We start from the raw sequence: 24,393 nt of genomic DNA, 5'->3' as shown, positions 1-24,393 counted from the left end.
GGCGGTCAGGGTGTCGTGAGCGCCGACTCCAGTTGGCGTGCCAACTGCGCCAGGTCGTCGAGGCACAGGTCGCCGTCGAGCCCCTTCAGCGCGGCGGTCATCGCGCCGGCCGCGCGCCCGGCCCGTAGGCCGACCTCGGCGTCCTCGACGACCAGGCACCGCGCCACGGGCACGTTCAGCAGCGCTGCGGCCCGCAGGTAGCCCTCCGGGTCCGGCTTGCCGACCCGGACGTCCTCCACAGTGACCAGCACGGGAGCGACGATGCCGGCGGCACCGAGGCGAGCTTCCGCCAGCCGGGTGTCGGCGCTTGTCACCACCGCCCAGGGCAGCATCAGCCGGGCCAGCGTGCCCAGTAGTTCGCGCGCACCGGGGGTGGCCACCACGTCGGAGAGGTCGTCGTACTGCAACGCGAGCTGTCGAGCCGCGGCCCCGGCGACCGTGGCGTCGTCGAGCGCGGGTAGCAGGCGGCGAATGGTCCGGTCCGCGGGGCTGCCGTGGGCGAGCGCCAACGCGGCACTGCTGTCGATCCCGTACTCGGCGGCCCAGCGCTCCCAGGCCCGCTCGACGGCCGCGTCGGAGTCGACAAGGGTGCCGTCCATGTCGAACAGCACCGCGCCGATATCGGCCAGTTCCACGATCACGCTCCCCCAGTCGCTCGGGTCCCGAGGATAAGTCGCCCCTCCCTCACTTCCCAAGATCCGCGGGGCGGGGGCGGGCGCGGGCGCGGGTTTCGGACCTGGGGGTGGGGACGAGGGGTCCGATTGCCGCCAGACGGACAGGTCGGCGCGGCCACATGATCGTTCGCATGATGACACTCAACGACAGGGTCGCCCTGGTGACCGGAGGCTCCCGCGGCATCGGGGCCGGCATCGCCCTGCGCCTGGCCCAGGACGGTGCCGACGTGGCGCTGACCTACCGGCAGGACGCGGAGCGGGCCGCGACAGTGGTGAAGCAGATCGAGGCGCTGGGCCGGCGGGCGCTGGCCGTGCGGGCCGACGCCGCCGACCCGAGCGCCGTGCGGGGTGCGGTCGACCGGGTGGCCGCCGACCTGGGTCGGCTGGACATCCTGGTGAACAACGCCGCGGTCTTCCCCGTCGGCACCATGGACGAACTCGGCCCGGCGGAGATGGAGCAGACCATCGCGGTGAACATCCGGGCACCGTACGTCGCCGTGCAGGCGGCGCTGCGGCACCTGGGCGAAGGCGGACGGATCATCAGCATCGGCAGCAACGTCGGTGAACGGGCCGTCTTTCCCGGGCTGACGCTCTACTGCATGAGCAAGACCGCGCTTGTCGGGTTGACCCGGGGCCTGGCCCGCGAGCTGGGCCCACGCGACATCACCGTCAACCTGGTCAACCCCGGACCAACCGACACGGACGCCAACCCGGCGGACGGCCCGAACGCGGCGGCCATCAGCGGCTTCACCGCCGTCGGCCGCTACGCTCGCCCCGCCGACATCGCGGCCACCGTCGCGCACCTGGCCAGCCCCGAGGCCGGATACGTGACCGGTGCGGTGATCAATGTGGACGGCGGCTTCACCAGCTGAGAATCCCGGGCGGCGTCGCCGTGCCATCCGGCGCCGCCCGACCTCAACCACAACACCGTTGCGTTAGGGGTCGGGCCCGGCTTGGCGATCATGGAGTTGTGGTGCCAATTTTGAGGGTTTTACGGGCGTTCTGTTACCCACCACAACTCAATGATCGGCGAGGCAGTGCTGGTTGACGAACAGCCGTTCCACCTAACGCAACGGCGTTGACCTCAACTAGCACCGGGCTCGCTCGGCGGCTTGACCGGACCGCCTACGGTGCCGGCCATGCCCCTTCGCGCGGCACGCCTGTTGGTCTGGCCCTTCGCCGTGGCCGCGTTCGCCCTGCGGGTGAGCGCCGAGCTGTGGTTCAAGCCGGTGAGCTGGCGGATCGACCCGAATGGCGTCGCCTTCCTGGCATGGGTGGCCGTCCTGGCCGGCACACTCCTGGTGCCGTGGATCGGCTACCGCCTGTTGACCAGGAGTAACCGGCGGCCCGCGACCACACAAGGTCACGCTTGTAGTGAAGGGTGGGCGCGGCAGGTTTCGAACCTGCGACCCCTCGCTTGTAAGGCGAGTGCTCTCCCACTGAGCTACGCGCCCGGATCGCCCGTGCGGCGGGCCGGTGGCTGGCAAGCTTACCCTGCTCGCCGCCGACCCCGGCGCACGGCGTACCCCGGTCAGATTGTCGCTTCGGCGATGGCCTTGCGCCAGCCCTGCTGGTCGCGGGCCTCGCCCGGTCCGTTCATCTCGGCGTAGCGGACCACGCCGGCCTTGTCGATGACGAAGGTGCCCCGGTTGGCGAAGCCGGCGACGTCGTTGAAGACCCGGTACGCCTGGGCGACGGCGCCGTGCGGCCAGAAGTCGGCAAGCATGGGGAACTGGTAGCCCTCGCGGTCGGCCCAGACCTTGTGGCTGTAGACCGAGTCGACGCTGACCGTCAGCACCTGGACGTCGTCGTTCACGTACGCGTCGAGGTTGTCCCGCACCTCGCTCAACTCACCCTGGCAGGTGCCGGTGAAGGCGAACGGGTAGAAGACCAGCAGCACGACGCGCCTGCCCCGAAAGTCCGAGAGCCGGACTTCCTGGTTGTTCTGGTCCTTCAGCACGAAGTCCGGTGCCTGGGCACCAACCTCGATGGGCATGCGTGACCTCCTCGGGGGTCGAGTCGGGGAAACGGCACCAGCCTGCCACCCGACGGTGTGGACCGCCGGGCCAGCGGAACGGCGCGGGCTACTTCTTGGCCTTGGCCGCCCCTCGACGCAGCACCAGACGTGCGCCGCTCCAGTCCCGGCCGGCGTTGACGGTCGAGGTCTGCTGAAGGCCGGCGGTGGGCGCGGACTCCGCGACCTCGCTCGGCTCGACGTGCCCGTCACGCCCCGCCTTCGGGGTGAGTAGCCACACGACCCCGTTGTCGGCCAGCGGGCCGAGGGCATCGAGGAGGAGATCGAAAAGGTCACCGTCGCCGTCGCGGAACCAAACCAGCACCGCGTCGACCACCTCGTCGGTGTCCTCGTCGACCAGCTCTCCACAGCGGTCGGTCAGGGCGTCCCGGAGATCCTGGTCGACGTCGTCGTCGTACCCCATCTCCATGACGACCATCCCCGGTTCGATTCCGAACCGGTCCGCCAGGCTGCGTACCCCGTCGGCGGCCTGACCAGCGGTCGCGCTCACTGTCGCGTGCCTCCTCATCTCGTCCCTGCTCGCGGCGTCGGTGCGACGCCGTCAGGCAAAGTCCACACACTTGTGCGTCCCCGCGCAAGTGGCGCACCGGATGGAACGGAATTTACCGTGCCAGCAGCGTACGGGCACCGTCGGTAATGGCTTCCGCCGAGACCAGAACATGACGTGCTGCCGGACCTAATGGTACAAACGAGTCAACTCCGGCCACCCGCCGCGCGGCGCCGACATATCCGCCGTCCACCAGAGCGGCGATAACTCCCTCGCCAACGCCACCTGACCGGCGTGTCTCGTCCACCACCAGCACCCGGCCGGTCGCCGAGGACTCCCGGATGATGTCGGCCACCGGCAGTGGGGCAAGCCAGCGCAGATCCACCACCCGGGTGCCCACCCCCTCCTCGGCGAGGGCCGCCGCGGCCCGCAGCGACATCCGCACCCCGTTACCGAAGGTGATGATGGTCAGATCGTCGGCCGAGCCGACCCGGTAGACGCGGGCCCGACCGATCGGCACGTGCCCGGAAACCCACGCGCCCGGCTCCGGGTAGGCGGCCAGCCACTCCCCGTCACCCTCGGCGTACAGGTCACGGGTGTGGTAGAGCGCGATCGGCTCCACGAACACGCAGACGCTGCCGTCCACCGCAGCGCTGGCCAGGCAGGTCCGCAGCATGGGCGCCGCGTCGTCCGGCCGCGCCGGCACCGCGACCACCAGACCTGGCACATCCCGGAGTACGGCCACCGAGTTGTCGTTGTGGAAGTGCCCGCCGAAACCCTCCTGGTACGCCAGCCCGGCGACCCGGACCACCATCGGGTTGCGGAACGCCCCCCGCGAGAAGAACTGCATCGTCGCCGCCTCGCCGCGCAGTTGGTCCTCGGCGTTGTGCAGGTACGCCAGATACTGGATCTCCGGCACCGGCAGCATCCCGGCCAACCCGGCGCCGAGACCCAGCCCGAGCACCGACGTCTCGTCCAGCAGGGTGTCGAAGACCCGGGCCGCCCCGAAACGGTCGCGCAGCCCCTTCGTCACCCCGTACACACCGCCCTTGGCGGCCACATCCTCGCCGAAGATCGCCATCTGCGGGTGGTCGAGCATCCCGTCGGCGAGCGCCGCGTTGATGCTCTGCGCCAGGCTCATCGGGCCGGCCAACTCCGGCGGCTTACCGCCGAACGCCTCGACCCGGGCGCCGGCGCCCGGCCCGCTGGCCCGCGCCGCGGCGTCGGCCACCGCCCGCGCCACCCGCACCGGCCGGCGTGGGGCCAACGCCGACACCACGTCGGCCGCGGAGGCCAGCTTCGGCTCGCCCAGCACCTCCTCGGCCAGCCGGCGTACCTGCCAGCCGGTCTCGTCGTACCGGGCCAACAGCTCCTCGCCGGTGGCCACGCCGGCGTCGACGAGCAGCCGCGCGGTGGCGGCAACCGGGTCCCGGTCCAGGTCCTCGGCCAGCTCGGCCGTGCTCCGGTACGCCGACTCCGCGTCGGCACCGGCGTGCCCCATCAGCCGTACCGTGCGCAGGTGCAGCACGGCCGGGCGCCGGTTATGACGCACCCAGGCCGCGGCCTCGGCCGCTACCGCGTACGCCCGCACCGGGTCGGCCCCGTCCGCACCGAAGTAGCGGATGCCCGGCTTCGCCCGCAGGGTCGCCTCGACCCAGCCCTCCGGTGAACGGACGCTGATGCCCAACCCGTTGTCCTCGCAGACGAAGAGCACCGGGATGCGCAGGCCGGCGTGGTCGTACCAGCCGGCGGTGTTGAACGCCGCGGTGGCGCTGGCGTGGTTGACCGAGGCGTCGCCGAAGGAACACACCACTATCGCGTCCGGCGGCCACGGCGCGGATGCGGGGCCCGCCCCGCCGCCGACCCGCACCCCGGCACCGGTACGACGCCCGACGCTGTCCAGCCGGCGCAGCCGCTCCACGGCCAGTCCCATCCCGACCGCGCGGGGCAGGTGCGAGGCGACAGTGGAGGTGGTCGGCACGATGGCCAGGTCGGCCCGGCCGAACACCTTGTGCCGGCCGCCGGCGATCGGCTCCTGACTGGAGGCGACCATCCCGCGCAGCACGTCCCGGGCCGCGTCCTCGTACGCCGCGAACCCGCCGGTGGGCGGCTCGGACCCGGCGGGATCGCGGTCGGTCACCTCGGGGCCGGTCACCTCGGGGCCGGTCACCTCGCGGCCGGTCACCTCGCGGCCGGTCACCTCGCGGCCGATCATCTCGCGGCCGGTCACCTCGCGGCCGGTCGCCTCAGGGCCGGTTGCCTCGCGGTCGGGCCACTCGGCGCTGGTCGACCCCCGGTCGGGCCACTCGGCGCTGGTCGACCCCCGGTCGGGCCACTCGGCGCTGGTCGACCCGCGGCCGCTCGGCCGGGACTCGGATCGGTCGACGTCCACCGGCACAGACCCGGTCAGCACGGACCCGGACGGCACGGAACCAGACGGCACGGGAGCGGACGACTTCGGGTCGGCGGTCGCTGCCGAATCGGCGTTCGTTGCCGAACCCGCTGTCGCTGCCGAATCGGCGGCGGCCTGCGCGGCGCGGACGCAGTAGAAGGCGCCGGAACGGTAGTGCAGCAGCGCCGGATCGGTGGGGCGCAGCGCGGCGGCGACCGCGGCGTTGCCCTCGTGCCCGGCCGAGCCGATCGTGTAGAAGCCCTCGCCGAAGCCGCGCAGCCAACGGCCGGCCAGGTCGAGCTGCCGGCTGGTCACCTGCGCGTCGAACAGGTCCAGCACCTGAGCCCCGGTCAGTGGGGCATCGTCGGTGACCGGGTCGGCGGGGTCACGCCGCCGCCCCGCGGCGGGCAGCGCCGCCAGCGTCTCCCGGAACCGGTCGTCGAGATCTTGCGGGGTCGTCACGTGGGACAGCATTACCGACGAGAGCCTTTGTCGCCCAGTGGGACACGGTTGGCACCTGTCGACTCAGTCCGGCCCACCGGGCTCCGAACAGTCACCGTCGGACATCTTTCGGACCAGGTCACGAAGGGTGCTCAGCTCCCGGTCGGTCAGCCCGGACAGGAGTCCGGAGTCGGACATCACCTCGGCCACCCGGTCCCGTTCGACGCGTCCCCTGTCGGTCACCACCAACGTCTTCTGCCTGCGGTCCGCCGGGTCGGTACGGCGCTCGACCAACCCGGCCTGCTCCAGCTTGTCGACAAGCGCCGTCACGTTCGACCTGTCGCACCGCAGTCGACCGGCGAGGTCACGGGCGGGCAGCGGCTGCTCCGGGTCCAGTTCGCGCAACGCCCGGGCCGTCGCCGGGGTGAGCCCCAACTGGGCGAACGCGACGCCCTGCCGGTGCCGCAGCGCGGCGGTCACCTGCGCCATCCGACGCACCACATCGTCGGCGAGACCAGCCCGATCCACGGGTCCACCTGCAGCGGAACCCGCCTCCTGAGTCACGTCCACACCGTACGCAGGCGTCCGGCGGCGGAGCTCAGCGATCGGGTTCGAGCACGCCGCCCAGCGGTCGCACGCCCGGCGAGCAGTGGCTCGGCAGCCCGGGGGAGTACGTGCACTACGCCGCCGTCCTGGTCGGCGCGGTCGGACGCCCGGCGAGCAGTGGACCTCGGCGGGCTGCACCCGCGGGCCGTGAGGGTGGGCGCGCTATGCCCACGCCCCGGGGCGAGGATGCCCACGAAAACGGACCGACCTGGCCGGCCGCGAGGAAACCACTTGGCCGACAACCCGATCGGTCGCGAGGCCGCGGTCAGCCGGCAGAGGCGGCGAGTTCCCTCCGCCCTGCGCAAGTTCATGGATGTGGTGGCCTCCCGCACGCCCGACACCACTACAACCAGGATCGAGCACGATCTTGGCGCGAGGCGCGAGGCGCGAGGCGCGAGGCGCGGTCAGCCGGGGAGGAAGGAGAAGCGGACCTGGCGGGTGGGGTTGTCGCCGTTGGTGTCGACCAGACAGATCGACTGCCACGTGCCCAGCGCCAGACGCCCGCCGAGCACCGGCAGCGTGGCGTACGGCGGGACGAACGCCGGCAGCACGTGATCCCGACCGTGGCCGGGTGAGCCGTGCCGGTGCCGCCAGCGGTCCGTCGTGGGGAGCAGGTCGTCCAGCGCGCTGAGCAGGTCGTCGTCGGAGCCCGACCCGGTCTCGATGATCGCCAGGCCAGCCGTGGCGTGCGGCACGAAGACGTGCAGCAGGCCGTCGCCCTCCCCGGAGACGAACTGTTGGGCTTCGGCGGTGATGTCCCGGACGGTCGGCCGGGACCCGGTCTGGACGGTGATCACGTCGCTGCGCATACGTCGCATTCTGCCGCAGGCAGGGGTCAGGAGCTGCCGCCACCGCCACCCGAGTCGCCACCGCCGGACCAGCCGCCACCGGAGTCACCGCTGGACCAGCCCCAGCCGGACCAGCCGCCACCGGAGTCACCGCCGCCGACCGGTTCCGTACCGTCGGAGTTGTCGTGGTCGCCGTCACGCTGGCGGCCGACGTGCCCGCTCCCGGCGTCCGGGGCGGGCATCGGGTAAAGGGGGTACCCGGCGGCGCCGTCCGTGTCGGGACGGCGGCGGCGACGGCCATCCGGGCCGTTCAGACGGACCGCCCGGCTCGCGTCCCGCAGCAGGACCACACCGAACACGACGAGCACGACCGCGAGGGCCAGCAGTCCCACCGTCGGCCAGGTGTTACCGGCAGCGAGGCGGACCGCGCCGAGGATCAGGCCCACCACCCCCATAACGATCATGCTCACGGCGACCGCGACATGGCGTCCGTTCATGGTGGTGACGGTAGGTGCCGCGGTCAAACCGCTCGGTTTCCGGCCCGGTCGTAGCGTTAAGTTACCGGCGGGTACCTGTGTTCAGCATCGCGTCCGGGGGACCTAGACGTGACGAGGGGTGCCACCAGGGGGCAGGATGGCGGCAGAGACCTATCCCACACACAACCGAGGGAACGCCTGTGGCTACGGAACGCAAGCGCCCGGTGATCAGCGACGGCCTACCGAGCCAGCTTCCGGACATCGACCCTGACGAGACAAGCGAATGGGTCGAGTCGCTTGACGGTGTCATCGACGAACGCGGCGCCAAGCGCGCCCGCTACGTCATGCTGCGCCTGCTGGAGCGGGCCCGTGAGCGCCAGGTCGGGGTTCCGCCCCTGACCACCACCGATTACATCAACACCATCCCGTCCGAGCGTGAGCCCTGGTTCCCGGGTGACGAGCACGTCGAGCGGCGGATCCGGGCGTACGTCCGGTGGAACGCCGCGATGCTGGTGCACCGGGCGCAGCGCCCGGAGATCGGCGTCGGCGGGCACATCTCCACCTTCGCCAGCTCCGCGTCGCTCTACGAGGTGGGCTTCAACCACTTCTTCCGGGGCAAGAACCACCCGGGCGGTGGCGACCAGATCTTCTACCAGGGCCACGCCTCCCCCGGCATGTACGCGCGGGCGTTCCTGGAGGGGCGGCTCAGCGAGCACCAGCTCGACGGGTTCCGCCAGGAACTGTCGCACCCCGGCGGTGGGCTGCCGTCGTACCCGCACCCGCGGCTGATGCCGGACTTCTGGGAGTTCCCCACCGTTTCGATGGGTCTCGGCGGTCTGAACGCGATCTACCAGGCCCGGTTCAACAGGTACCTCCAGCACCGCGGCATCAAGGACACCTCGCAGCAGCACGTCTGGGCGTTCCTCGGCGACGGCGAGATGGACGAGCCGGAGACGCTCGGCGCGATCGGCGTTGCCGCCCGCGAGGAGCTGGACAACCTCACCTTCGTGATCAACTGCAACCTCCAGCGGCTGGACGGCCCGGTGCGGGGCAACGGCAAGGTCATGCAGGAGCTGGAGGCGTTCTTCCGGGGTGCCGGCTGGAACGTGATCAAGGTGGTCTGGGGCCGCGAGTGGGACCCGCTGCTCGCCGCGGACACCGACGGCGCGCTTGTCAACCTGATGAACACCACGACCGACGGCGACTACCAGACCTACAAGGCGGAGTCGGGCGCGTACGTGCGGGAGCACTTCTTCGGCCGTGACGCACGGACCCGCAAGATGGTCGAGCCGCTCAGCGACGACGAGATCTGGAACCTCAAGCGGGGTGGGCACGACTACCGCAAGCTCTACGCGGCCTACAAGGCGGCCACCGAGCACACCGGTCAGCCCACTGTCATCCTGGCGAAGACGATCAAGGGCTGGACGCTCGGCTCGCACTTCGAGGGCCGCAACGCGACCCACCAGATGAAGAAGCTGACGCTGGAGGACCTGAAGACCTTCCGCGACCGGCTCTACCTGGACATCCCGGACAAGGCGCTGGAGGACAACCCCTACCTGCCGCCGTACTTCCACCCGGGTGAGAAGTCCGAGGAGCTGGCGTACCTCAAGGAGCGGCGCGAGCAGCTCGGCGGCTACCTCCCGTCCCGGCGGACCAGCACGAAGCGGCTGACCATCCCCGGTCCGGAGCGGTTCGCCGACGTCAAGCGCGGCTCGGGCAAGCAGAAGGTGGCCACCACGCAGGCCTTCGTCCGTCTGCTCAAGGACGTGATGAAGGACAAGGAGTTCGGCAAGCGCTGGGTGCCGATCATCCCGGACGAGGCCCGCACCTTCGGTCTCGACTCGATCTTCCCGACCGCGAAGATCTACTCACCGCACGGCCAGCGCTACACCTCTGTCGACAGGGAGCTGTTCCTGTCGTACAAGGAGTCGACCTCCGGGCAGATCCTGCACGAGGGGATCAACGAGGCCGGTTCGGTGGCCTCGTTCACCGCGGCCGGCTCGGCGTACGCCACGCACGACGAGCCGATGATCCCGATGTACATCTTCTACTCGATGTTCGGGTTCCAGCGGACCGCCGACGGGCTGTGGGCAGCGGCCGACCAGATGGCCCGGGGCTTCCTGCTCGGTGCCACCGCGGGTCGGACCACGCTCAACGGTGAGGGCCTCCAGCACGAGGACGGGCACTCGCTGCTGATCGCCGCCACCAACCCGGCGGTGGTCGCGTACGACCCGGCGTTCGCGTACGAGATCGCGCACATCATGGAGCAGGGTCTGCACCGGATGTACGGGGACGCGCAGGAGAACGTCTTCTACTACCTGACGGTCTACAACGAGCCGACGCTCCAGCCGGCCGAGCCGGCCGACGTGGACGTGGAGGGCCTGCTCAAGGGCATCTACCGCTACGCGTCGGCGCCGCAGGTCGACGGCCCGAAGGCCAACCTGCTGGCCTCCGGCACCGGGATGCAGTGGGCGCTCAAGGCCCAGCAGCTGCTCGCCCAGGACTGGGGGGTGGGCGCCGACGTCTGGTCGGTGACCTCCTGGACGGAGCTGCGCCGCGACGCGGTGCAGACCGAGGAGTACAACCTCCTCAACCCGGGCGCCGAGGCGAAGGTTCCGTACATCCAGCAGAAGCTGGCCGACGCGGACGGGCCGAAGGTCGCGGTGAGTGACTTCATGCGTGCCGTACCGGATCTGATCGCCCGCTGGGTGCCCGGCGACTACACGTCGCTCGGCACTGACGGCTTCGGCATGTCGGACACCCGGCACGCGCTGCGTCGACACTTCCACGTCGACGCGGAGTCGATAGTGGTGGCCACGCTGCGACAGCTCGCCCGCAGCGGCGCGATCGCGGCCACGATCCCGGCCGAGGCCGCCAAGAAGTACGCGATCGACGACGTCAACGCCGCCCCGGTCGGCGAGACCGGCGGCGACAGCTAGCCCCAGCACCATCGACGAAGGGCCCGGCGCTGCGCGCCGGGCCCTTCGTCATGCCTGCCCCACGTGCACCCGTCGATCATGCAGTTGTGGTGGTGGACGAAGCGCTTGAATCGCACCTTTCCCGGCACCACAAGTCCATGATCGACGCCATGCGGGGGCGGGGGCGGGGTGGCGTACGGAGCGGCGGTGGTCCGGGGGCCCTGGCGGGGATCCGGACCACCGCCGTCGCGGGTGGCGCCGGGAGGATGGGCGCTCGTCAGCCGACGGCGGCCAGGTCGGTGAGCCGGGCCAGCGAGTCCTCCAGGTCGGCGCCGACCCGACGCAGTCCGAGGCGCAGCAGGGCCGCCTTGACCGGGCCGGCCGGCCAGCGGACCACGATGAGCCGCACGATGGTCCCGCCCTCTTCCTCGTCGGTGGTGAGCTGGACGTAGATCTCGGTGCGTGCCTCCGCCCGAGAGCCGGCGCCCTTGGCCCGTTCCCGCCAGCCGATCAGCGTCGGCTCCTGGTAGGCGATCACCTCGGCCTCGTGCGCCGAGCCGCGCCCCGCCTGGACCAGTTGTCGCCGGCCGAAGCCCTCTCCCGAGAGCACTTCGGCCGCGCGAACCCCGGCCAGCCAGGCCGGCAACTGCTCGGCCCGCTGGACAACATCCCAGACCACTTCAACTGGCGCCGCCACGTGCGCACTGCGTTCAACGAGGATCATTTTCCGTCTTCCTCCGGTGAGGACATCCCACGATATCGGCACTCTATGCGCTAAATCGGACTTACCTGGACGGGTTCGGAAAAAGACACGCCGATCAACCATTGCGGATTGCGCCAGGCCGGCCTATGGCGCATCCATCGAGAGCGCCCTAAAGTCCCGAACACGTTTCACGTTGACCGGGAGGGCGCATGTCCACCGCACCGATGCCCGAGTTCCCCACCGGCTTCCGCTGGGGCGTCTCCACCTCGGCCCACCAGATCGAGGGCGCCAGCACGGCCGACGGACGGGGTCCGTCCATCTGGGACACCTTCGCGCACTCCCCCTGGCGCATCAGCGACGGCAGCAGCGGCGCGGTGGCCTGCGACCACTACCACCGGCACACCGAGGACGTCGCGCTGCTGGCCGGACTTGGCGTCTCGGCGTACCGGTTCTCGATCGCCTGGCCCCGCGTGCGGCCCACCGGCACCGGCCCGGCCAACCCTGCCGGCCTGGACTTCTACGACCGGCTGGTGGACGAGTTGCTGGCCGCCGGCATCGACCCGGTGGCCACCCTCTACCACTGGGACCTGCCGCAACCGCTCGAGGACGCCGGCGGCTGGCTGCACCGCGACACCGCCGCCCGCTTCGCCGAGTACGCCGACCTGACCGCCGCCCGGCTCGGCGACCGGGTCCGGCTCTGGATCACCCTCAACGAGCCGTTCATCCACATGAGCCTCGGCTACGGCATCGGCGAGCACGCCCCCGGCCGGGCGCTGCTCTTCGACGCCTTCCCGGTCGCCCACCACCAACTGCTCGGGCACGGGCTCGCCGTCGCCGCGCTGCGATCGCACACCACCAGTCCGGTGGCGATCGCCAACAACTACTCGCCGGTGCGGGTGCGCGGCGACCGGGACGCCGACCGGGCCGCCGGGGCCGCGTACGAGGTGCTGCACAACCGGCTCTTCACCGATCCGCTACTCGGTCGCGGCTACCCGGAGGTGCCCGGCTTCGACCCGGACATCGTGCGCCCCGGCGATCTGGACACCATCGCCGCCCCGATCGACGTGCTCGGCGTCAACTACTACAACCCCACAGGTGTACGGGCCGCCGAGGAGGGTTCGCCACTGCCGTTCGACCTGGTGCCACTGGACGGCTATCCGCGTACCGCCTTCGACTGGCCGGTGGCCCCCGACGGGTTGCGCGAGTTGCTCGGCTGGCTGCGCGACACGTACGGCGACGCGCTGCCGCCCATCGAGATCACCGAGGGCGGCTGCGCGTACGACGACGCACCGGACGCGCACGGGCAGGTGGCGGATCCGGAGCGGATCGCGTACCTCGACGGGCACCTGCGGGCGGTCCGGGCCGCCATCGACGACGGGGTGGACGTGCGCGGGTACTTCGTCTGGTCGCTGCTGGACAACTGGGAGTGGGCCGAGGGGTTCACCAAGCGCTTCGGTCTGGTGCACGTCGACTACGCCACCCAGTCGCGTACGCCGAAGTCGTCGTACACCTGGTTGCGGGACGTGATCGCGGCGTCCCGGGACGGGTCGGCGCGGTGACCACCCTGGACCCGACGCCGGCGTCGCTGCCGGCGGCGCTCGCCGAGCCGACGGTGCCGGTGCGGCGCGGCTGGATCGGTCTGATCTTCGCCGCCAACCTCGGCGTGTGGATGGCGTTCTTCACGCCCATCCAGGTGCTGCTGCCGCAGCAGATCGAGCAGATCGCACCGGGCGACAAGGAGAACATGCTGGCCGTGGTCACCGGCCTCGGCGCGCTGGCCGCGGTGCTCGCCAACCCCCTGGCGGGCGCGTTCTCCGACCGGACCTGCCTGCGGATCGCCGGCCGGGAGTTCGGTCGTCGGCACGTCTGGACGGCGGGCGGGGCCCTGCTCGGCGCGGTGGCCCTGGTGCTGCTGGCCCAGCAGCGGACCATCCTCGGGGTCGCCCTCGGCTGGGTGGCCGCGCAGGTCTGCTTCAACGCGATGCTGGCCAGCCTCAGCGCGGCCATCCCGGACCGGGTCCCGGTGACACAGCGCGGCGGTGTCTCGGGTTGGGTGGGCATCCCGCAGGCGCTCGGGCTGGTGCTCGGCGCGGTGCTGGTCACCGCCGTGGTGACCGGCAACGCCGCCGGCTATCTGGCAATCGCGGTGGCGATCCTGCTGCTGTCGCTGCCGTTCGCGCTGCTCACCCCGGACGAGCCGCTGCCACGTACCCATCGGCCCGTGGTGCGCACCCGGGCGCTGCTGGCCTCGATGTGGATCAGCCCGCGCCGGCACCCGGATTTCGCCTGGGCCTGGATCACCCGGTTCCTGGTCCAGCTCGGCAACGCGTTGGGCACCCTCTACCTGCTGTACTTCCTCACCGACGGGGTGCACCACGCCGATCCCGAGGGTGGCCTGCTCGTGCTGATCCTGCTCTACACGCTCGGCATGATGCTGACCGCGGTGGTGGCCGGCCGGCTGTCCGACCGCTCCGGGCGCCGCAAGATCTACGTGATCGTCTCTGGGCTGATCATGGCGGTGGCGGCGCTGCTGCTCGCCGTCGCGCCGGTCTGGCCGATGGCCATCGTCGCGGCGCTGCTGCTCGGCGCCGGCTACGGCGTCTACCTCTCGGTGGACGCCGCGTTGATCACCCAGGTGCTGCCCCGGGCCACCGACCGGGCCAAGGACCTGGGCGTCATCAACATCGCCAACTCGGCGCCGCAGGTGCTCGGGCCGGCTCTGTCCGCCCCGCTCGTGGTGTACCTGGGCGGTTACCCCACGCTCTACGCGGTCACCGCCGTGGTCACCCTGATCGGCAGCGCCCTGGTGGTCAAGATCCGCTCAGTTGCCTGAGGGGTCGTGGCGGAACGCGATTGCGGTCCGCCGTAGGCTGGGGGCGTGACGGTACGTGTGCGCTTCGCCCCCTCCCCGACCGGTATGTTCCACGTCGGCGGTGCCCGCTCGGCACTGCAGAACTGGATCTACGCCAAGCAGCAGGGCGGGGTGTTCGTGCTGCGCGTCGAGGACACCGACGCGGCGCGCAACAAGCCCGAGTGGACCGAGGGCATCCTCTCCGCGCTGGACTGGATCGGCATCTCCCGGGGCAGCTACGAGGGGCCGTACTTCCAGTCGGAGAATGCCGGCGAGCACCGGGCCGCCGCCACCCGCCTCTACGACTCGGGCCGTGCCTACTACTGCGACTGCACCCGCGAGGACGTGCAGGCCCGCACCGGCTCCCAGTACCAGGGCTACGACGGCTACCACCGCGACCGTGGCCTCGGCCCCGGCCCGGGGCACGCGCTGCGCTTCCGTACGCCCGACGAGGGCACGACAGTGGTTGTCGACCTGATCCGCGGTGAGCCCACCTTCGAGAACAAGCTCATCGAGGACTTCGTCATCGCCCGCGGCGACGGCTCGCCGGTCTTCCTGCTGGCCAACGTCGTCGACGACATGACCATGGGGATCACCCACGTGATCCGGGCCGAGGAGCACCTGCCCAACACGCCCAAGCAGCAGTTGCTCTGGGACGCGCTCGGGGTCAAGCCGCCGATCTGGGCGCACGTGCCGGTGGTGGTCAACGAGAAGCGGCAGAAGCTCTCCAAGCGCCGGGACAAGGTCGCCCTGGAGGCGTACCGCGACGAGGGTTACCTCGCCGGTGCGATGCGCAACTACCTGATGCTGCTCGGTTGGGCGCCGTCGGGCGACCGGGAGATCGTCCCGTGGTCGGTCATCGAGGACGAGTTCCGGTTGGAGGAGGTCAACCCCTCCCCCGCGTTCTTCGACGAGAAGAAGCTGCGGGCGTTCAACGGTGAGTACATTCGGGCGCTGTCCGTGCCCGACTTCATCGACGCCTGCCAGCCGTGGCTCACCGGCACCGGGACCATCGCGCCGCCGCCCTGGCAGCCGGAGGAGTTCGACGCCGACGCGTTCGCCGCGGTCGCCCCGCTCGCCCAGACCCGGCTCGCGCTGCTCAGCGAGATCGTCCCGAACGTCGACTTCCTCTTCCTCGCCTCGCCAATGATCGACGAGGCCGCCTGGGCCAAGACGATGAAGGACGGCTCGGCCGAGCTGCTGGACGCCGCCCTCGCGGCGTTCGAGTCGCTGGAGTCGTGGGACGCCGAGGCGCTGAAGTCGACGCTGGAGGCGGTCGGCGCCGAGCGTGGCCTCAAGCTGGGCAAGACGCAGGCACCGGTCCGGGTCGCGGTCACCGGCCGCACCGTGGGTCTGCCGCTGTTCGAGTCGCTGGAGGTGCTCGGTCGCGAGCGCACCCTGACCCGGATGCGCGCCGCCCGACTCCGCCTGGTCTGACCGTCGCTCGTCGACGCGTCAAGAACGGCGACGGTGTCGCCGCCGGCGCGCGTCGCCCCCGCGCATCGCCCTCGCCCCCGCGCATCGCGCTCGCCACTGCCCATCGCACTGCCTTTGCTCTGCACCCCAATAGGCGCCAGTCACAGACCGTAGCCGTCGCATCCGCGGGCGCAGGGCAAAGGATGACCATCCACCTGTCCCACCGGGAGCGGTGACTCTCAGCGGGTCACCGAACTCGTCGGTGCCGACGGAACATGAGGGCGGTTGCGAGTGCGGCGAGCAGCAGCACGCCACCGAGCGCCCAGATCCAGGGGCGAGCACCGGGGCCGGACTGCTCCGACGCCGCCGGCACCGTGGAGGCCGTCGGGCTGCCAGGCGTGGCCGACGCGGGCCCGGCGGATGGTGTGCCGACGGCCGAGGGCGAACCGGCCGGGCTGGTGCCGGCGGTGGCCGATGGCGAGGCGGACGGATCGGCGGCGGTCCCGGTCGTCATGGTGAACCGAACCTCGCCCTTCACCGGGTGCCCATCGCTTGACGCGAGTTGGTAGCCGACGATGTAGAGCCCCGCGGCCGTCGGCGTGAACGGCACCCGAACGCGGCTGCCATCGAAGACGGGTGGGCCGCCGGCGACCACATTGTTCGGTCCCGTTATTGTGATCTTCGTCGTAGCCGGTGCCGGCTTGGCGAGGAACCGCAGCTCGATCCGGGCCGGAGCCTTCGCCACTCGGGCACCGTCGCGCGGATCGCTGCCGGTCAGCGAGTTGTGCGCGGCGGCCGGAGTTGCCGGCATCAGGAACGACACACCGAACGCCACGCCGAGCACCACTGGCATGACCCGCACCGTACGTGTAACCCTGCCCCCCATGAACCCCTCCGTAAGGGTACGATCCGCCCGCTGATCAAACGGCTCCTCATTAGTTGAGCAGAGATCGCAGATAGTTCCAATTACTGTTCCAGAAGCTGCAACTCATCGACGTTCTGCGGAGTCTGTAGGAGTAGGCCCGGCCATCTGGTCGATGCCGCACCGACGGACCGCTTCAGGCGTCACACCGAAGCCATCCATCGAACGGGGCGAGGAGGCGGGATGCTCCGACACATGAGGCGGTTGGCCGCCGTGCTGGCGGGCACGCTGGCGACGGCGCTGCTGTCGCTCGGCACCGCCGGCCCGGCTCTGGCGGCGCCGAACACGGCACCGGCCGGGGTGGACATCACCGGCGAGGGGATCGCCGCGCCGCTGCGGTTGCGCGTGGACACCCAACCCGCCCACGTCGGCGCGGTCATCGACCAGGTCAACTTCCTGGGGCGCACCGGCATGCCGACCGGCCCGAAGCCGGCCGACCTCGGTCCGAAGTACACAGTCGTGGTGTTCGCCGGTGAGACGCCGCAGCAGACGTACGACCTCTACCCCAGGGCTGTCGGTGGCCCGCGGGTCTACCGGCCGGCGAAGCAGCCCGACGGCCGCAAGACCAGCGCTGGTTGGTTCCTGGGTCGGCTCAGCATGTCGGAGACCCTGCGTACCGCCGGTGTGCCGCTGGAGCGGCAGTTCGACACGGTCAGCGGTGGTGCGGGTGGTGGCGAACGGGTGCTCCCGGAGGACACGCTCGACCCGGCGAAGGACCTCGACGACGCGCTCGGCGACCTGCAACGCCTGCTGCTGCTCAACGTCGGGGTGATGCTGACGATCACGGTCGGCCTGGCCGGGATCGCCCTGCTGATCCGCCGCCGCACCCGCTGACCCGCCGCACGCACTGACCCGCCACACGCGCTGTCTCGCGTGGCGGGCGGTCAGCACCAGCGGCGTGGTGGGCGCTCCCGGCGGGTGGCCCGTGGGCGCGGCCGGACCGGGCCGTGCCGATGCGCCCCCGCCCAGCCGGGAAGTTCGCTGAGGCAACCAGCGGGAACGTCCGCGTCGGGCTCGGCCGGGGCGGCGGCCTCGGCGGAACGCTGGCGCGGGAGCGTGGTCTCGTCGTCCCGGCCGGTGAGCGGCTCCCCCGGGTGCCCCGGCGCGCCAGCCGGCCGGCGGTGCTTACCGGCCACCTGCGGGTCGTGGTGCCCCGGCCGGCAGGGCTCGCCCTGGGCGCAGCCGTGCTCGGCCTCCCCGTGCGCCATCCCCGGTCTCCTCACGTTCGCCTCACCCGCGGGTGCTCCCCCGACGTGCCCCTGTCACCGTACTGGCCGGGACCGACGGGCCACGCACGGCGTACCCGGGGTGGGCACCGGTCGGCTCGCGAAGACGGCGGTGAGCGCGGAACCTGGTCGCGCAGTTCACAGCCTCTTTTCGCGCCGTTAATCCGGACGTCGCAGACAACGGGCGCAGCCGGAGCGGGCCCGCGCTCAGCGGGCGCGGCGCAGCCGGAGCGGGCCGGCTGCGCGTACCCCTTTCGGCGCATGTCGACGCCGTCGGCCTCCTCCTCCGGTCGGTGTCCGGGGGTCGGCGGCTGTGGTGGGATCGTGGGTATGCGACCGCCACCGTGGCTCGGCTCCGGCACCCTCGGCCGCGACCTCGCGCTCGCCGCCGCGTCGCTGGCCGGCGGCCTGGTGCTCTACGCCCTGGGCTGGCAGCCGCAGGTCCGTCCGGACCCGGGCGTGCCGTCGGCGCTGTTCCTGCCGCCGCTGCTGGTGATGTGCGCGGCGGTGGGCATGCGTCGGGTCGCCCCACGCGCCAGCCTGGCCGTGGGCACCGGAGCGCTGGTGGTGGACACCGCGCTCGGCAACTCGCTGGGCACGATCCTGGTCTACACGCAGGTGCTCTACGACGCCTGCGTGTACGGTCCGCCCCGGCTGTGGCGGTGGCTGCTGCGGGTCACCATCGGGCTGAGCCTGGTCGGTGCCGTCGTCGGCGTGGTCTCCTTGGACAACTGGCGCGGGGTCACCGTCGGGGTCCTGGTGGTGCTCGCCGGGCTGCTGCCCGTCCTGACCGGCATCAGCGTGCGGCAGTACCGCGACCAGGCCGCCGCCGAGCGGGCGCGGGCCGAGCAGACCGCCCGGCTGGTCGAGCTGGACCGCCGGCAGGCGGTCAGCGCCGAACGGGCCCGGATGGCCCGGGAGCTGCACGACGTCGTCGCCAACCACCTCAGCGCGGTCGCCATCCACGCCACCGCCGTGCTGTCCGTACCCGGCCTGGATCGCGGCCAGGTCACCTCGGCGTTGCGCGTGATCCGGGAGAGCAGTGTGCAGGGCCTGGCGGAGATGCGTCAGATGATCGAGGTGCTGCGGGAGCCGGCGACCGGCGACGGTCTGGCGGGCGACGGCCCGGCGGTGCCGGAGGCGGTCGCCAAGCGGCTCGCCGAGGCGGACGGACTTGTCGAGCGGATCCAGGCCGCCGGCCTCGCGGTGCGGGTACGCACCGATGGCACCCCGGGCCCGCTGCCGGTGGGGGTGGACCTCGCCGCGTACCGGATCGTGCAGGAGTCGCTGACCAACGCGCTCAAGCACGGTACGGGTGAGGCGGAGCTGACCATCGCGTACCGGCCGGCGGAGGTGGTGGTGACTGTCGAGAATCCGGTGCGCGCACCCGGGGGCGGGATGCCGGGCGCCGGGGCCGGGCTGATCGGGATGCGGGAGCGGGTCACGCTGTTGGCCGGGAGGTTCACCGCCGGGCCGCAGGACGGGCGCTGGCGGGTCCGGGCCGCGCTGCCCACCGGGCAGGGCGGATGACCGGGCCGGCGCGCGCACCGGACGACGCGGCCGTCCGGGTGGTGCTCGCGGACGACCAGCCGACGGTACGGGCCGGACTGGCCCTGATCCTGGGCGCCGCCCCCGGCCTGGAGGTGGTCGGCGAGGCGACCGACGGTGACGAGGCGGTGCGGTTGTGCCGGGAGTTGCGCCCGGACGTGGCGGTGCTGGACGTGCGGATGCCCCGCCGGGACGGGATCTCCGCGACCCGCGCGATCGTCGCCGACCTGCTCGCCGACGTGCTGGTGCTCACCACCTTCGACCTCGACGAGTACGTCTTCGGCGCGCTGCGCGCCGGCGCGGCCGGGTTCCTGCTCAAGGACACCGACGCCGACGGCCTGGTGACGGCGGTGCGGACGGTGGCGCGTGGCGACGGGTTCATCGCCCCCGCGGTGACCCGTCGGTTGATCGCGGCCTTCGCGGCCACCGCGCCGGGGGCGTCGGCGGACACCCGGGCCGCGCTGGGCACCCTCACCCCCCGTGAGCGTGACGTGTTGGCGTGCCTCGGGCTGGGCCTGTCCAACCAGCAGGTCGCCGACCGGCTGGCGATGGCGGAGAGCACCACCAAGACGCACGTGAGCCGGATCCTGGCGAAGTTGGGCCTGCGCAGCCGGGTACAGGCCGCGATCCTGGCCCAGGAGTTGGGCCTGCCGCCGCCGTGATCCACCGCCGGTCCACTCTGGACGGTGTCGCGTCGGTCTGCTGCCGTACGCTGCGCGCCATCGACGCCGACAGCGGCGGCCCAGAACGGAGACAACGTGCGACGGTGGTGGGGGACGACGACGGTCCTGGCGGTGCTGATCATGGGGGCGGGCGGTTGCGACAGCATCTTCGCCGACGAGTCGCTCCCGTCCTACACCCCCGAGGCGGGGGTGTGTCACGCCACCGCCTCCGACGAGCGCAGCCCCGAGACGTACACGCCGATCCCCTGCTCGTCGAAGCACGAGACGGAGACCTTCCTGATCGGCCGGTTCGGTGGCGCGGACGCCGCCGCGTCGGCACCGCCGGCGGCCGGCAGCAAGGGCGTCGGGCGGGCGTACGGATCCTGCGACGCCGAGGCCGACCTCTTCCTGGGTGGCGAGTGGCGCGAGTCGCGGCTGGCGATGCGGGTGCTGATCCCGTCGGCGGCGCACTGGGAGGCGGGTGAGCGGTGGTATCGCTGCGACCTGCTGGAGATGCACGCGGTGGACCGGTGGTTCCCCAATCCCCGGGCGAACAGCCTCAGCGGCGCCCTGACCGGTGACTCGCCGCTGCGGCTGACCTGTTTCACCGAACCGGAGGAGACCGCCGAGGGCGGCGTCAACCTGCCGCCGACCGACTGCACGGGGCCGCACGCCACCGAGTTCGCCGGCCTCTGGCGGCCCGCCCCGGAGGCCGCCAAGGTCACCGATGAGGTCATGCACGCGGGTTGCCGGTCGACGATCGCGCAACACGTCGGGCTGCCGGAGCGGGATCTGGGCGACCGGTTCGAGGTGTTGGCGCACTTCCCGCGCACCGAGCCCGAGTGGCAGGCGAATGCCGGCGCCTGGTGTTTCCTGTACAGCCCCGACCGGGTGCTCACCGCGTCGGTGAAGGGTGCCGGTCGGACCGTGCTGCCGGCGGCCCGCTGACCGGTGCCGACGTGGTTGGCCTGGTCACGACGTGTCAGGCTAGGGCGATGAGTACGCCGGGGGGTGGAGAGCTGGCGGCCACGCTGCGCCGGATCGAGCGTTCGGCGGGGGCGTTGGCCACCTCCAGCGTGGCCCGGATGGATGAGACGCTGCCGTGGTTCCGGGCGCTGCCGGCCGACCAGCGCTCCTGGGTGATGCTTGTGGCCCAGGCCGGCGCCCGGTCGCTGGTGCAGTGGCTGAGCGAGGGTGGCGGCACCGCGGACAGCACCCAGGAGGTCTCGGACGAGGTCTTCGCCGCCGCCCCGCAGGCGCTGGCCCGGTCGATCACCCTCCAGCAGACCGTCGCGTTGATCAAGGTGACCATCGACGTGGTCGAGGAGCAGGTGTCGCACCTGGCCGCCGAGGGCGAGGAGCAGCAACTCCGGGAGGCGGTGCTGCGCTTCTCCCGGGAGATCGCGTTCGCCGCCGCCCGGGTCTACGCGCGGGCGGCCGAGTCGCGGGGCGCGTGGGACGCCCGGTTGCAGGCCCTGCTCGTCGACGCGCTGTTGCGGGGTGACTCGCCCGACGTGCTGGCCAGTCGGGCCGCCGCGCTCGGCTGGGCGGACGCGCCACCGGTGGCGGTGGCGGTCGGCCGATCGCCGGGCGGGGAGGTCTCCGCGGTGCTGCACGTGGTCTACCGGCAGGCCCGCCGGATCGGTGTGGAGGTCATCGGCGGGGTGCACGGCGACCGGCTGGTGATCGTGTTGGGCGGCGCGGCGGACCCGCTCACCGCGACCGCCAAGTTGCTGAGCGCGTTCGGTGACGGGCCGGTGGTGGTCGGTCCGGCCGTACCGAGCCTGGACGAGGCGACCGAGTCGGCGCGGGCGGCGCTGTCCGGTTTCCGGGCGGCGCCGGCCTGGCCCAACGCTCCCCGTCCGGTGCCGGCCGCGGACCTGCTGCCGGAGCGGGCCCTGGCTGGCGACGCGGAGGCGCGTCGGCGGCTGCGGCACGACGTGTACGCGACGCTGGTGCGTGCCGGCGGCGAACTGCTGGCGACCCTGGACGCCTTCCTCGCCGCCGGTGGCACGCTGGAGAGCGCCGCCCGGGCGTTGTTCGTCCACCCGAACACTGTGCGTTACCGGCTCCGGCGGATCGCCGAGGTGACAGGCTTCTCGCCGCTGTCTCCCCGGGACGCGTTCGCACTTCAGGTCGCGCTCACCGTGGGTCGCCTGGATCCGGTCGTCCCGATCACCTCGACTGTGTCGAGTCAGACAATGACCCCGAATGCTCGGAAAACCGCCCAAACTGAGGATGATCCCCGCCGATTTTTGTAGGAAACCTGCAAAGGTTCTAGTGTGGTTTGGTCGAAGGCGGCACAGCGTTACCCGCGCGAATCCGGGAGAGTCATAGGCGTGCTCGCCGTACTTAGTCCCGGCCAGGGTTCTCAGAAACCCGGCTTCCTGACCCCCTGGCTCGACCTGACCGGCACCGAGGCGCGGCTGCGCGAGTGGTCGGCGTTGGCCGGAGTCGACCTGACGCACCTGGGCACCGCCGCCGATGCCGACGAGATCATGGATACCGCCCGCACCCAGCCGCTGCTGGTCGCCGCGGCGCTGCTCGCGGCCGAGCATCTGCCACTGGAGAACGTCGACATCACCGCCGGGCACAGCGTCGGCGAGTTGAGTGCCGCCACCCTCGCCGGTGTGCTGACCGCCGAAGCCGCGATCACCCTCGCCGGCGTGCGAGGCCGGGAGATGGCCGCCGCGTGCGCGCTCGAGCCCACCGGGATGGCCGCGACGCTGGGTGGCGACCCCGACGAGGTGCTCGCCGCCATCGAGGCGCACGGGCTCTACCCGGCCAACCGCAACGGCGCCGGGCAGATCGTCGCCGCCGGCACGCTGGGCGGTCTCGACAAGCTCGTCGCCGAGCCGCCCGCCCGGACGCGGATCATCCGACTCAAGGTGGCGGGCGCGTTCCACACGCCGTACATGGCTCCGGCCGCCACCGCGCTCGCCACTGTCGCCGCCGGCATCACTCCCTCCGACCCGACCCGGACCCTGCTCTCGAACCTCGACGGCACCGCCGTCGACAACGGCGCCGAAGTGGTGCAGCGCCTCGTCCGCCAGGTCACCGCGCCGGTGCGCTGGGATCTGTGCATGCGTACGCTGGCCGGCCTCGGGGTCACCGGCGTGATCGAACTACCGCCGGCCGGCACGCTCGCCGGGCTGGTCAAGCGGGACCTCAAGGGCGAGGGCGCGCCGGAGATCGTCACCCTGAACACCCCGGACGACCTGCCGGCCGCACGGGACCTGATCGCCCGCATCGGAGGTCGTTCATGACTGGCAGTCGCATCGTCTCGATGGGGCATTACCAGCCGTCCCGGGTGGTGACCAACGACGACATCGCCCAACTCGTCGACACCAACGACGAGTGGATCCGCGACCGGGTCGGCATCGTCAGCCGACGGATCGCCGACACCGAGACGGTGGCCGACATGGCCGCTGCCGCCGCCGGCAAGGCACTCGCCAACTCGGGCCTGACCGCCGCCGACATCGACCTGGTCGTGGTCGCCACCTGCACGTCGATCGACCGCAGCCCCAACGTGGCCTGCCGGGTCGCCGCCAAGCTGGGCATCACCGCCCCGGGCGCGTTCGACGTGAACACCGCCTGCTCGGGCTTCGCGTACGCGCTCGGCACCGTCGACCACGCCATCCGGGCCGGCGCGTCGCGCAACGCGCTCGTCATCGGCGCGGAGAAGCTCTCCGACTTCACCGACTGGACCGACCGCTCCACCTGCATCATCTTCGCCGACGGCGCAGGTGCCGCGGTGGTCACCGCCACCGCCGACGACGAGCCGGCCGGGGTCGGCCCGGTGGTCTGGGGTTCGGTGCCGGAGAAGAGCGACGCGGTCCGCATCGAGGGCTGGCGCCCGTACGTCCAGCAGGAGGGGCAGGCGGTGTTCCGCTGGGCCACCACCGAGCTGGCGCCGCTGGCCCTACAGGCCTGTGAGCGGGCCGGGGTCGACCCGTCGGAGCTTGCCGCGTTCGTGCCACACCAGGCCAACAGCCGCATCATCGACGGCATCGCCAAGCGGCTCAACATCCCCAACGCGATCATCGCGAAGGACATCGTCGAGTCCGGCAACACCTCTGCCGCGAGTGTGCCGCTGGCCCTGTCCAAGCTGGTCGAGCGCCGGGAGGTGCCCTCGGGCGCACCGGTGCTGCTGTTCGGCTTCGGCGGTGGCCTGACCTACGCCGGTCAGGTCGTTCGCTGCCCCTGAAGACCACCTCCGGCGCGTACGCGTCGAGGAGTGGCGGTCGG

General features: G+C 71.8%; 22 protein-coding genes and 1 tRNA gene. 12 read left to right on the top strand and 11 right to left on the bottom strand.

The genetic code is table 11. The features are described 5' to 3' along the window. Positions 1-5: 5 nt before the first annotated feature. Entirely contained in the window at positions 6-635 is a 630-nt protein-coding gene (locus tag AB0A95_RS00770) for an HAD-IA family hydrolase (protein ID WP_357553496.1), read from the bottom strand. A gap of 170 nt (positions 636-805) precedes the next feature. On the opposite strand from AB0A95_RS00770, the gene AB0A95_RS00765 reads away from it, so the two are divergent. Beyond that, positions 806-1,546, top strand: a complete 741-nt coding sequence (locus AB0A95_RS00765; protein ID WP_357553495.1) for a 3-oxoacyl-ACP reductase family protein — start codon at positions 806-808, stop codon at positions 1,544-1,546. Positions 1,547-2,056: 510 nt separating this feature from the next. On the opposite strand, the gene AB0A95_RS00760 is transcribed toward AB0A95_RS00765, so the two are convergent. The 7 genes from AB0A95_RS00760 to AB0A95_RS00730 all read right to left on the bottom strand — a co-directional run bounded on the left by AB0A95_RS00760 (position 2,057) and on the right by AB0A95_RS00730 (position 7,920). Next, a tRNA-Val gene (locus AB0A95_RS00760) sits at positions 2,057-2,128 on the bottom strand. A gap of 77 nt (positions 2,129-2,205) precedes the next feature. Next, a complete protein-coding gene (locus AB0A95_RS00755) occupies positions 2,206-2,670 on the bottom strand; it encodes a peroxiredoxin (protein ID WP_357553494.1) in 465 nt (154 codons plus the stop codon). Between the two features lie 88 nt (positions 2,671-2,758). Beyond that, positions 2,759-3,199, bottom strand: coding sequence for a DUF3052 domain-containing protein (locus AB0A95_RS00750; protein WP_357553493.1), 441 nt, complete (start codon positions 3,197-3,199; stop codon positions 2,759-2,761). Positions 3,200-3,311: 112 nt separating this feature from the next. Further along, on the bottom strand, positions 3,312-5,927 hold the full coding sequence (locus AB0A95_RS00745) for a thiamine pyrophosphate-dependent enzyme (RefSeq protein ID WP_357553660.1): 2,616 nt from the start codon (positions 5,925-5,927) through the stop codon (positions 3,312-3,314). Between the two features lie 186 nt (positions 5,928-6,113). Beyond that, complete coding sequence (locus tag AB0A95_RS00740; protein WP_357553659.1) at positions 6,114-6,518, bottom strand: MarR family winged helix-turn-helix transcriptional regulator; 405 nt, start codon at positions 6,516-6,518, stop codon at positions 6,114-6,116. Positions 6,519-7,039: 521 nt separating this feature from the next. Then, positions 7,040-7,444 (bottom strand): YjbQ family protein, encoded by a 405-nt coding sequence (locus tag AB0A95_RS00735; protein WP_357070617.1) that lies wholly within the window; start codon positions 7,442-7,444, stop codon positions 7,040-7,042. A 26-nt stretch (positions 7,445-7,470) separates the two neighbouring features. Continuing rightward, positions 7,471-7,920, bottom strand: a complete 450-nt coding sequence (locus AB0A95_RS00730; RefSeq protein ID WP_357553492.1) for a hypothetical protein — start codon at positions 7,918-7,920, stop codon at positions 7,471-7,473. Between the two features lie 179 nt (positions 7,921-8,099). Here AB0A95_RS00730 and aceE point away from each other — a divergent pair, with 179 nt between their 5' ends. Next, the gene (aceE, locus tag AB0A95_RS00725; protein ID WP_357553491.1) at positions 8,100-10,838 is read left to right on the top strand and encodes a pyruvate dehydrogenase (acetyl-transferring), homodimeric type; all 2,739 of its coding nucleotides are present in this window, start codon (positions 8,100-8,102) and stop codon (positions 10,836-10,838) included. A gap of 256 nt (positions 10,839-11,094) precedes the next feature. Here aceE and AB0A95_RS00720 read toward each other — a convergent pair whose 3' ends face one another. Beyond that, positions 11,095-11,541: an SRPBCC domain-containing protein gene (locus AB0A95_RS00720; protein WP_357553489.1), complete on the bottom strand. Its 447-nt coding sequence runs from the start codon at positions 11,539-11,541 to the stop codon at positions 11,095-11,097. Positions 11,542-11,729: 188 nt separating this feature from the next. Here AB0A95_RS00720 and AB0A95_RS00715 point away from each other — a divergent pair, with 188 nt between their 5' ends. From AB0A95_RS00715 to gltX, 3 genes are read left to right on the top strand one after another with little or no spacing between them, the layout of a single operon-like run. Then, on the top strand, positions 11,730-13,079 hold the full coding sequence (locus tag AB0A95_RS00715; RefSeq protein WP_357553487.1) for a GH1 family beta-glucosidase: 1,350 nt from the start codon (positions 11,730-11,732) through the stop codon (positions 13,077-13,079). Beyond that, positions 13,076-14,353, top strand: coding sequence for an MFS transporter (locus AB0A95_RS00710; protein WP_357553485.1), 1,278 nt, complete (start codon positions 13,076-13,078; stop codon positions 14,351-14,353). Before AB0A95_RS00715 ends, AB0A95_RS00710 begins: the two co-directional genes overlap by 4 nt. A 45-nt stretch (positions 14,354-14,398) precedes the next feature. Next, complete coding sequence (gene gltX / locus AB0A95_RS00705) at positions 14,399-15,808, top strand: glutamate--tRNA ligase (protein ID WP_357553483.1); 1,410 nt, start codon at positions 14,399-14,401, stop codon at positions 15,806-15,808. A gap of 226 nt (positions 15,809-16,034) precedes the next feature. On the opposite strand, the gene AB0A95_RS00700 is transcribed toward gltX, so the two are convergent. Further along, entirely contained in the window at positions 16,035-16,640 is a 606-nt protein-coding gene (locus tag AB0A95_RS00700) for a copper resistance protein CopC (RefSeq protein ID WP_357553482.1), read from the bottom strand. Between the two features lie 252 nt (positions 16,641-16,892). Between AB0A95_RS00700 and AB0A95_RS00695 the strand changes: the two genes are divergently transcribed. Next, a complete protein-coding gene (locus AB0A95_RS00695; protein WP_357553480.1) occupies positions 16,893-17,543 on the top strand; it encodes a hypothetical protein in 651 nt (216 codons plus the stop codon). A 50-nt stretch (positions 17,544-17,593) separates the two neighbouring features. Here AB0A95_RS00695 and AB0A95_RS00690 read toward each other — a convergent pair whose 3' ends face one another. Continuing rightward, positions 17,594-17,917, bottom strand: coding sequence for a hypothetical protein (locus tag AB0A95_RS00690; protein WP_357553479.1), 324 nt, complete (start codon positions 17,915-17,917; stop codon positions 17,594-17,596). A 348-nt stretch (positions 17,918-18,265) separates the two neighbouring features. On the opposite strand from AB0A95_RS00690, the gene AB0A95_RS00685 reads away from it, so the two are divergent. The 6 genes from AB0A95_RS00685 (at position 18,266) to AB0A95_RS00660 (ending at position 24,352) form a co-directional block, all read left to right on the top strand. Next, on the top strand, positions 18,266-19,465 hold the full coding sequence (locus AB0A95_RS00685) for a histidine kinase (RefSeq protein ID WP_357553477.1): 1,200 nt from the start codon (positions 18,266-18,268) through the stop codon (positions 19,463-19,465). Further along, positions 19,462-20,145 (top strand): response regulator transcription factor, encoded by a 684-nt coding sequence (locus tag AB0A95_RS00680; RefSeq protein ID WP_357553475.1) that lies wholly within the window; start codon positions 19,462-19,464, stop codon positions 20,143-20,145. The genes AB0A95_RS00685 and AB0A95_RS00680 overlap by 4 nt, the downstream gene beginning before the upstream one ends. 96 nt (positions 20,146-20,241) lie before the next feature. Beyond that, positions 20,242-21,093: a septum formation family protein gene (locus AB0A95_RS00675; RefSeq protein ID WP_357553474.1), complete on the top strand. Its 852-nt coding sequence runs from the start codon at positions 20,242-20,244 to the stop codon at positions 21,091-21,093. A 47-nt stretch (positions 21,094-21,140) separates the two neighbouring features. Further along, positions 21,141-22,406 (top strand): helix-turn-helix domain-containing protein, encoded by a 1,266-nt coding sequence (locus tag AB0A95_RS00670; RefSeq protein ID WP_357553472.1) that lies wholly within the window; start codon positions 21,141-21,143, stop codon positions 22,404-22,406. A gap of 78 nt (positions 22,407-22,484) precedes the next feature. After that, positions 22,485-23,411, top strand: coding sequence for an ACP S-malonyltransferase (locus AB0A95_RS00665; RefSeq protein ID WP_357553470.1), 927 nt, complete (start codon positions 22,485-22,487; stop codon positions 23,409-23,411). Then, positions 23,408-24,352: a beta-ketoacyl-ACP synthase III gene (locus AB0A95_RS00660; protein ID WP_357553468.1), complete on the top strand. Its 945-nt coding sequence runs from the start codon at positions 23,408-23,410 to the stop codon at positions 24,350-24,352. Before AB0A95_RS00665 ends, AB0A95_RS00660 begins: the two co-directional genes overlap by 4 nt. The last annotated feature ends 41 nt before the right edge of the window (positions 24,353-24,393 follow it).

This window comes from Micromonospora sp. NPDC049230, from assembly GCF_040647875.1.
Taxonomy (GTDB): Bacteria; Actinomycetota; Actinomycetes; order Mycobacteriales; family Micromonosporaceae; genus Micromonospora.
The sequence above is the reverse complement of the archived record's forward strand: the minus strand, read 5'-3'. Positions and strand labels throughout refer to the sequence as shown.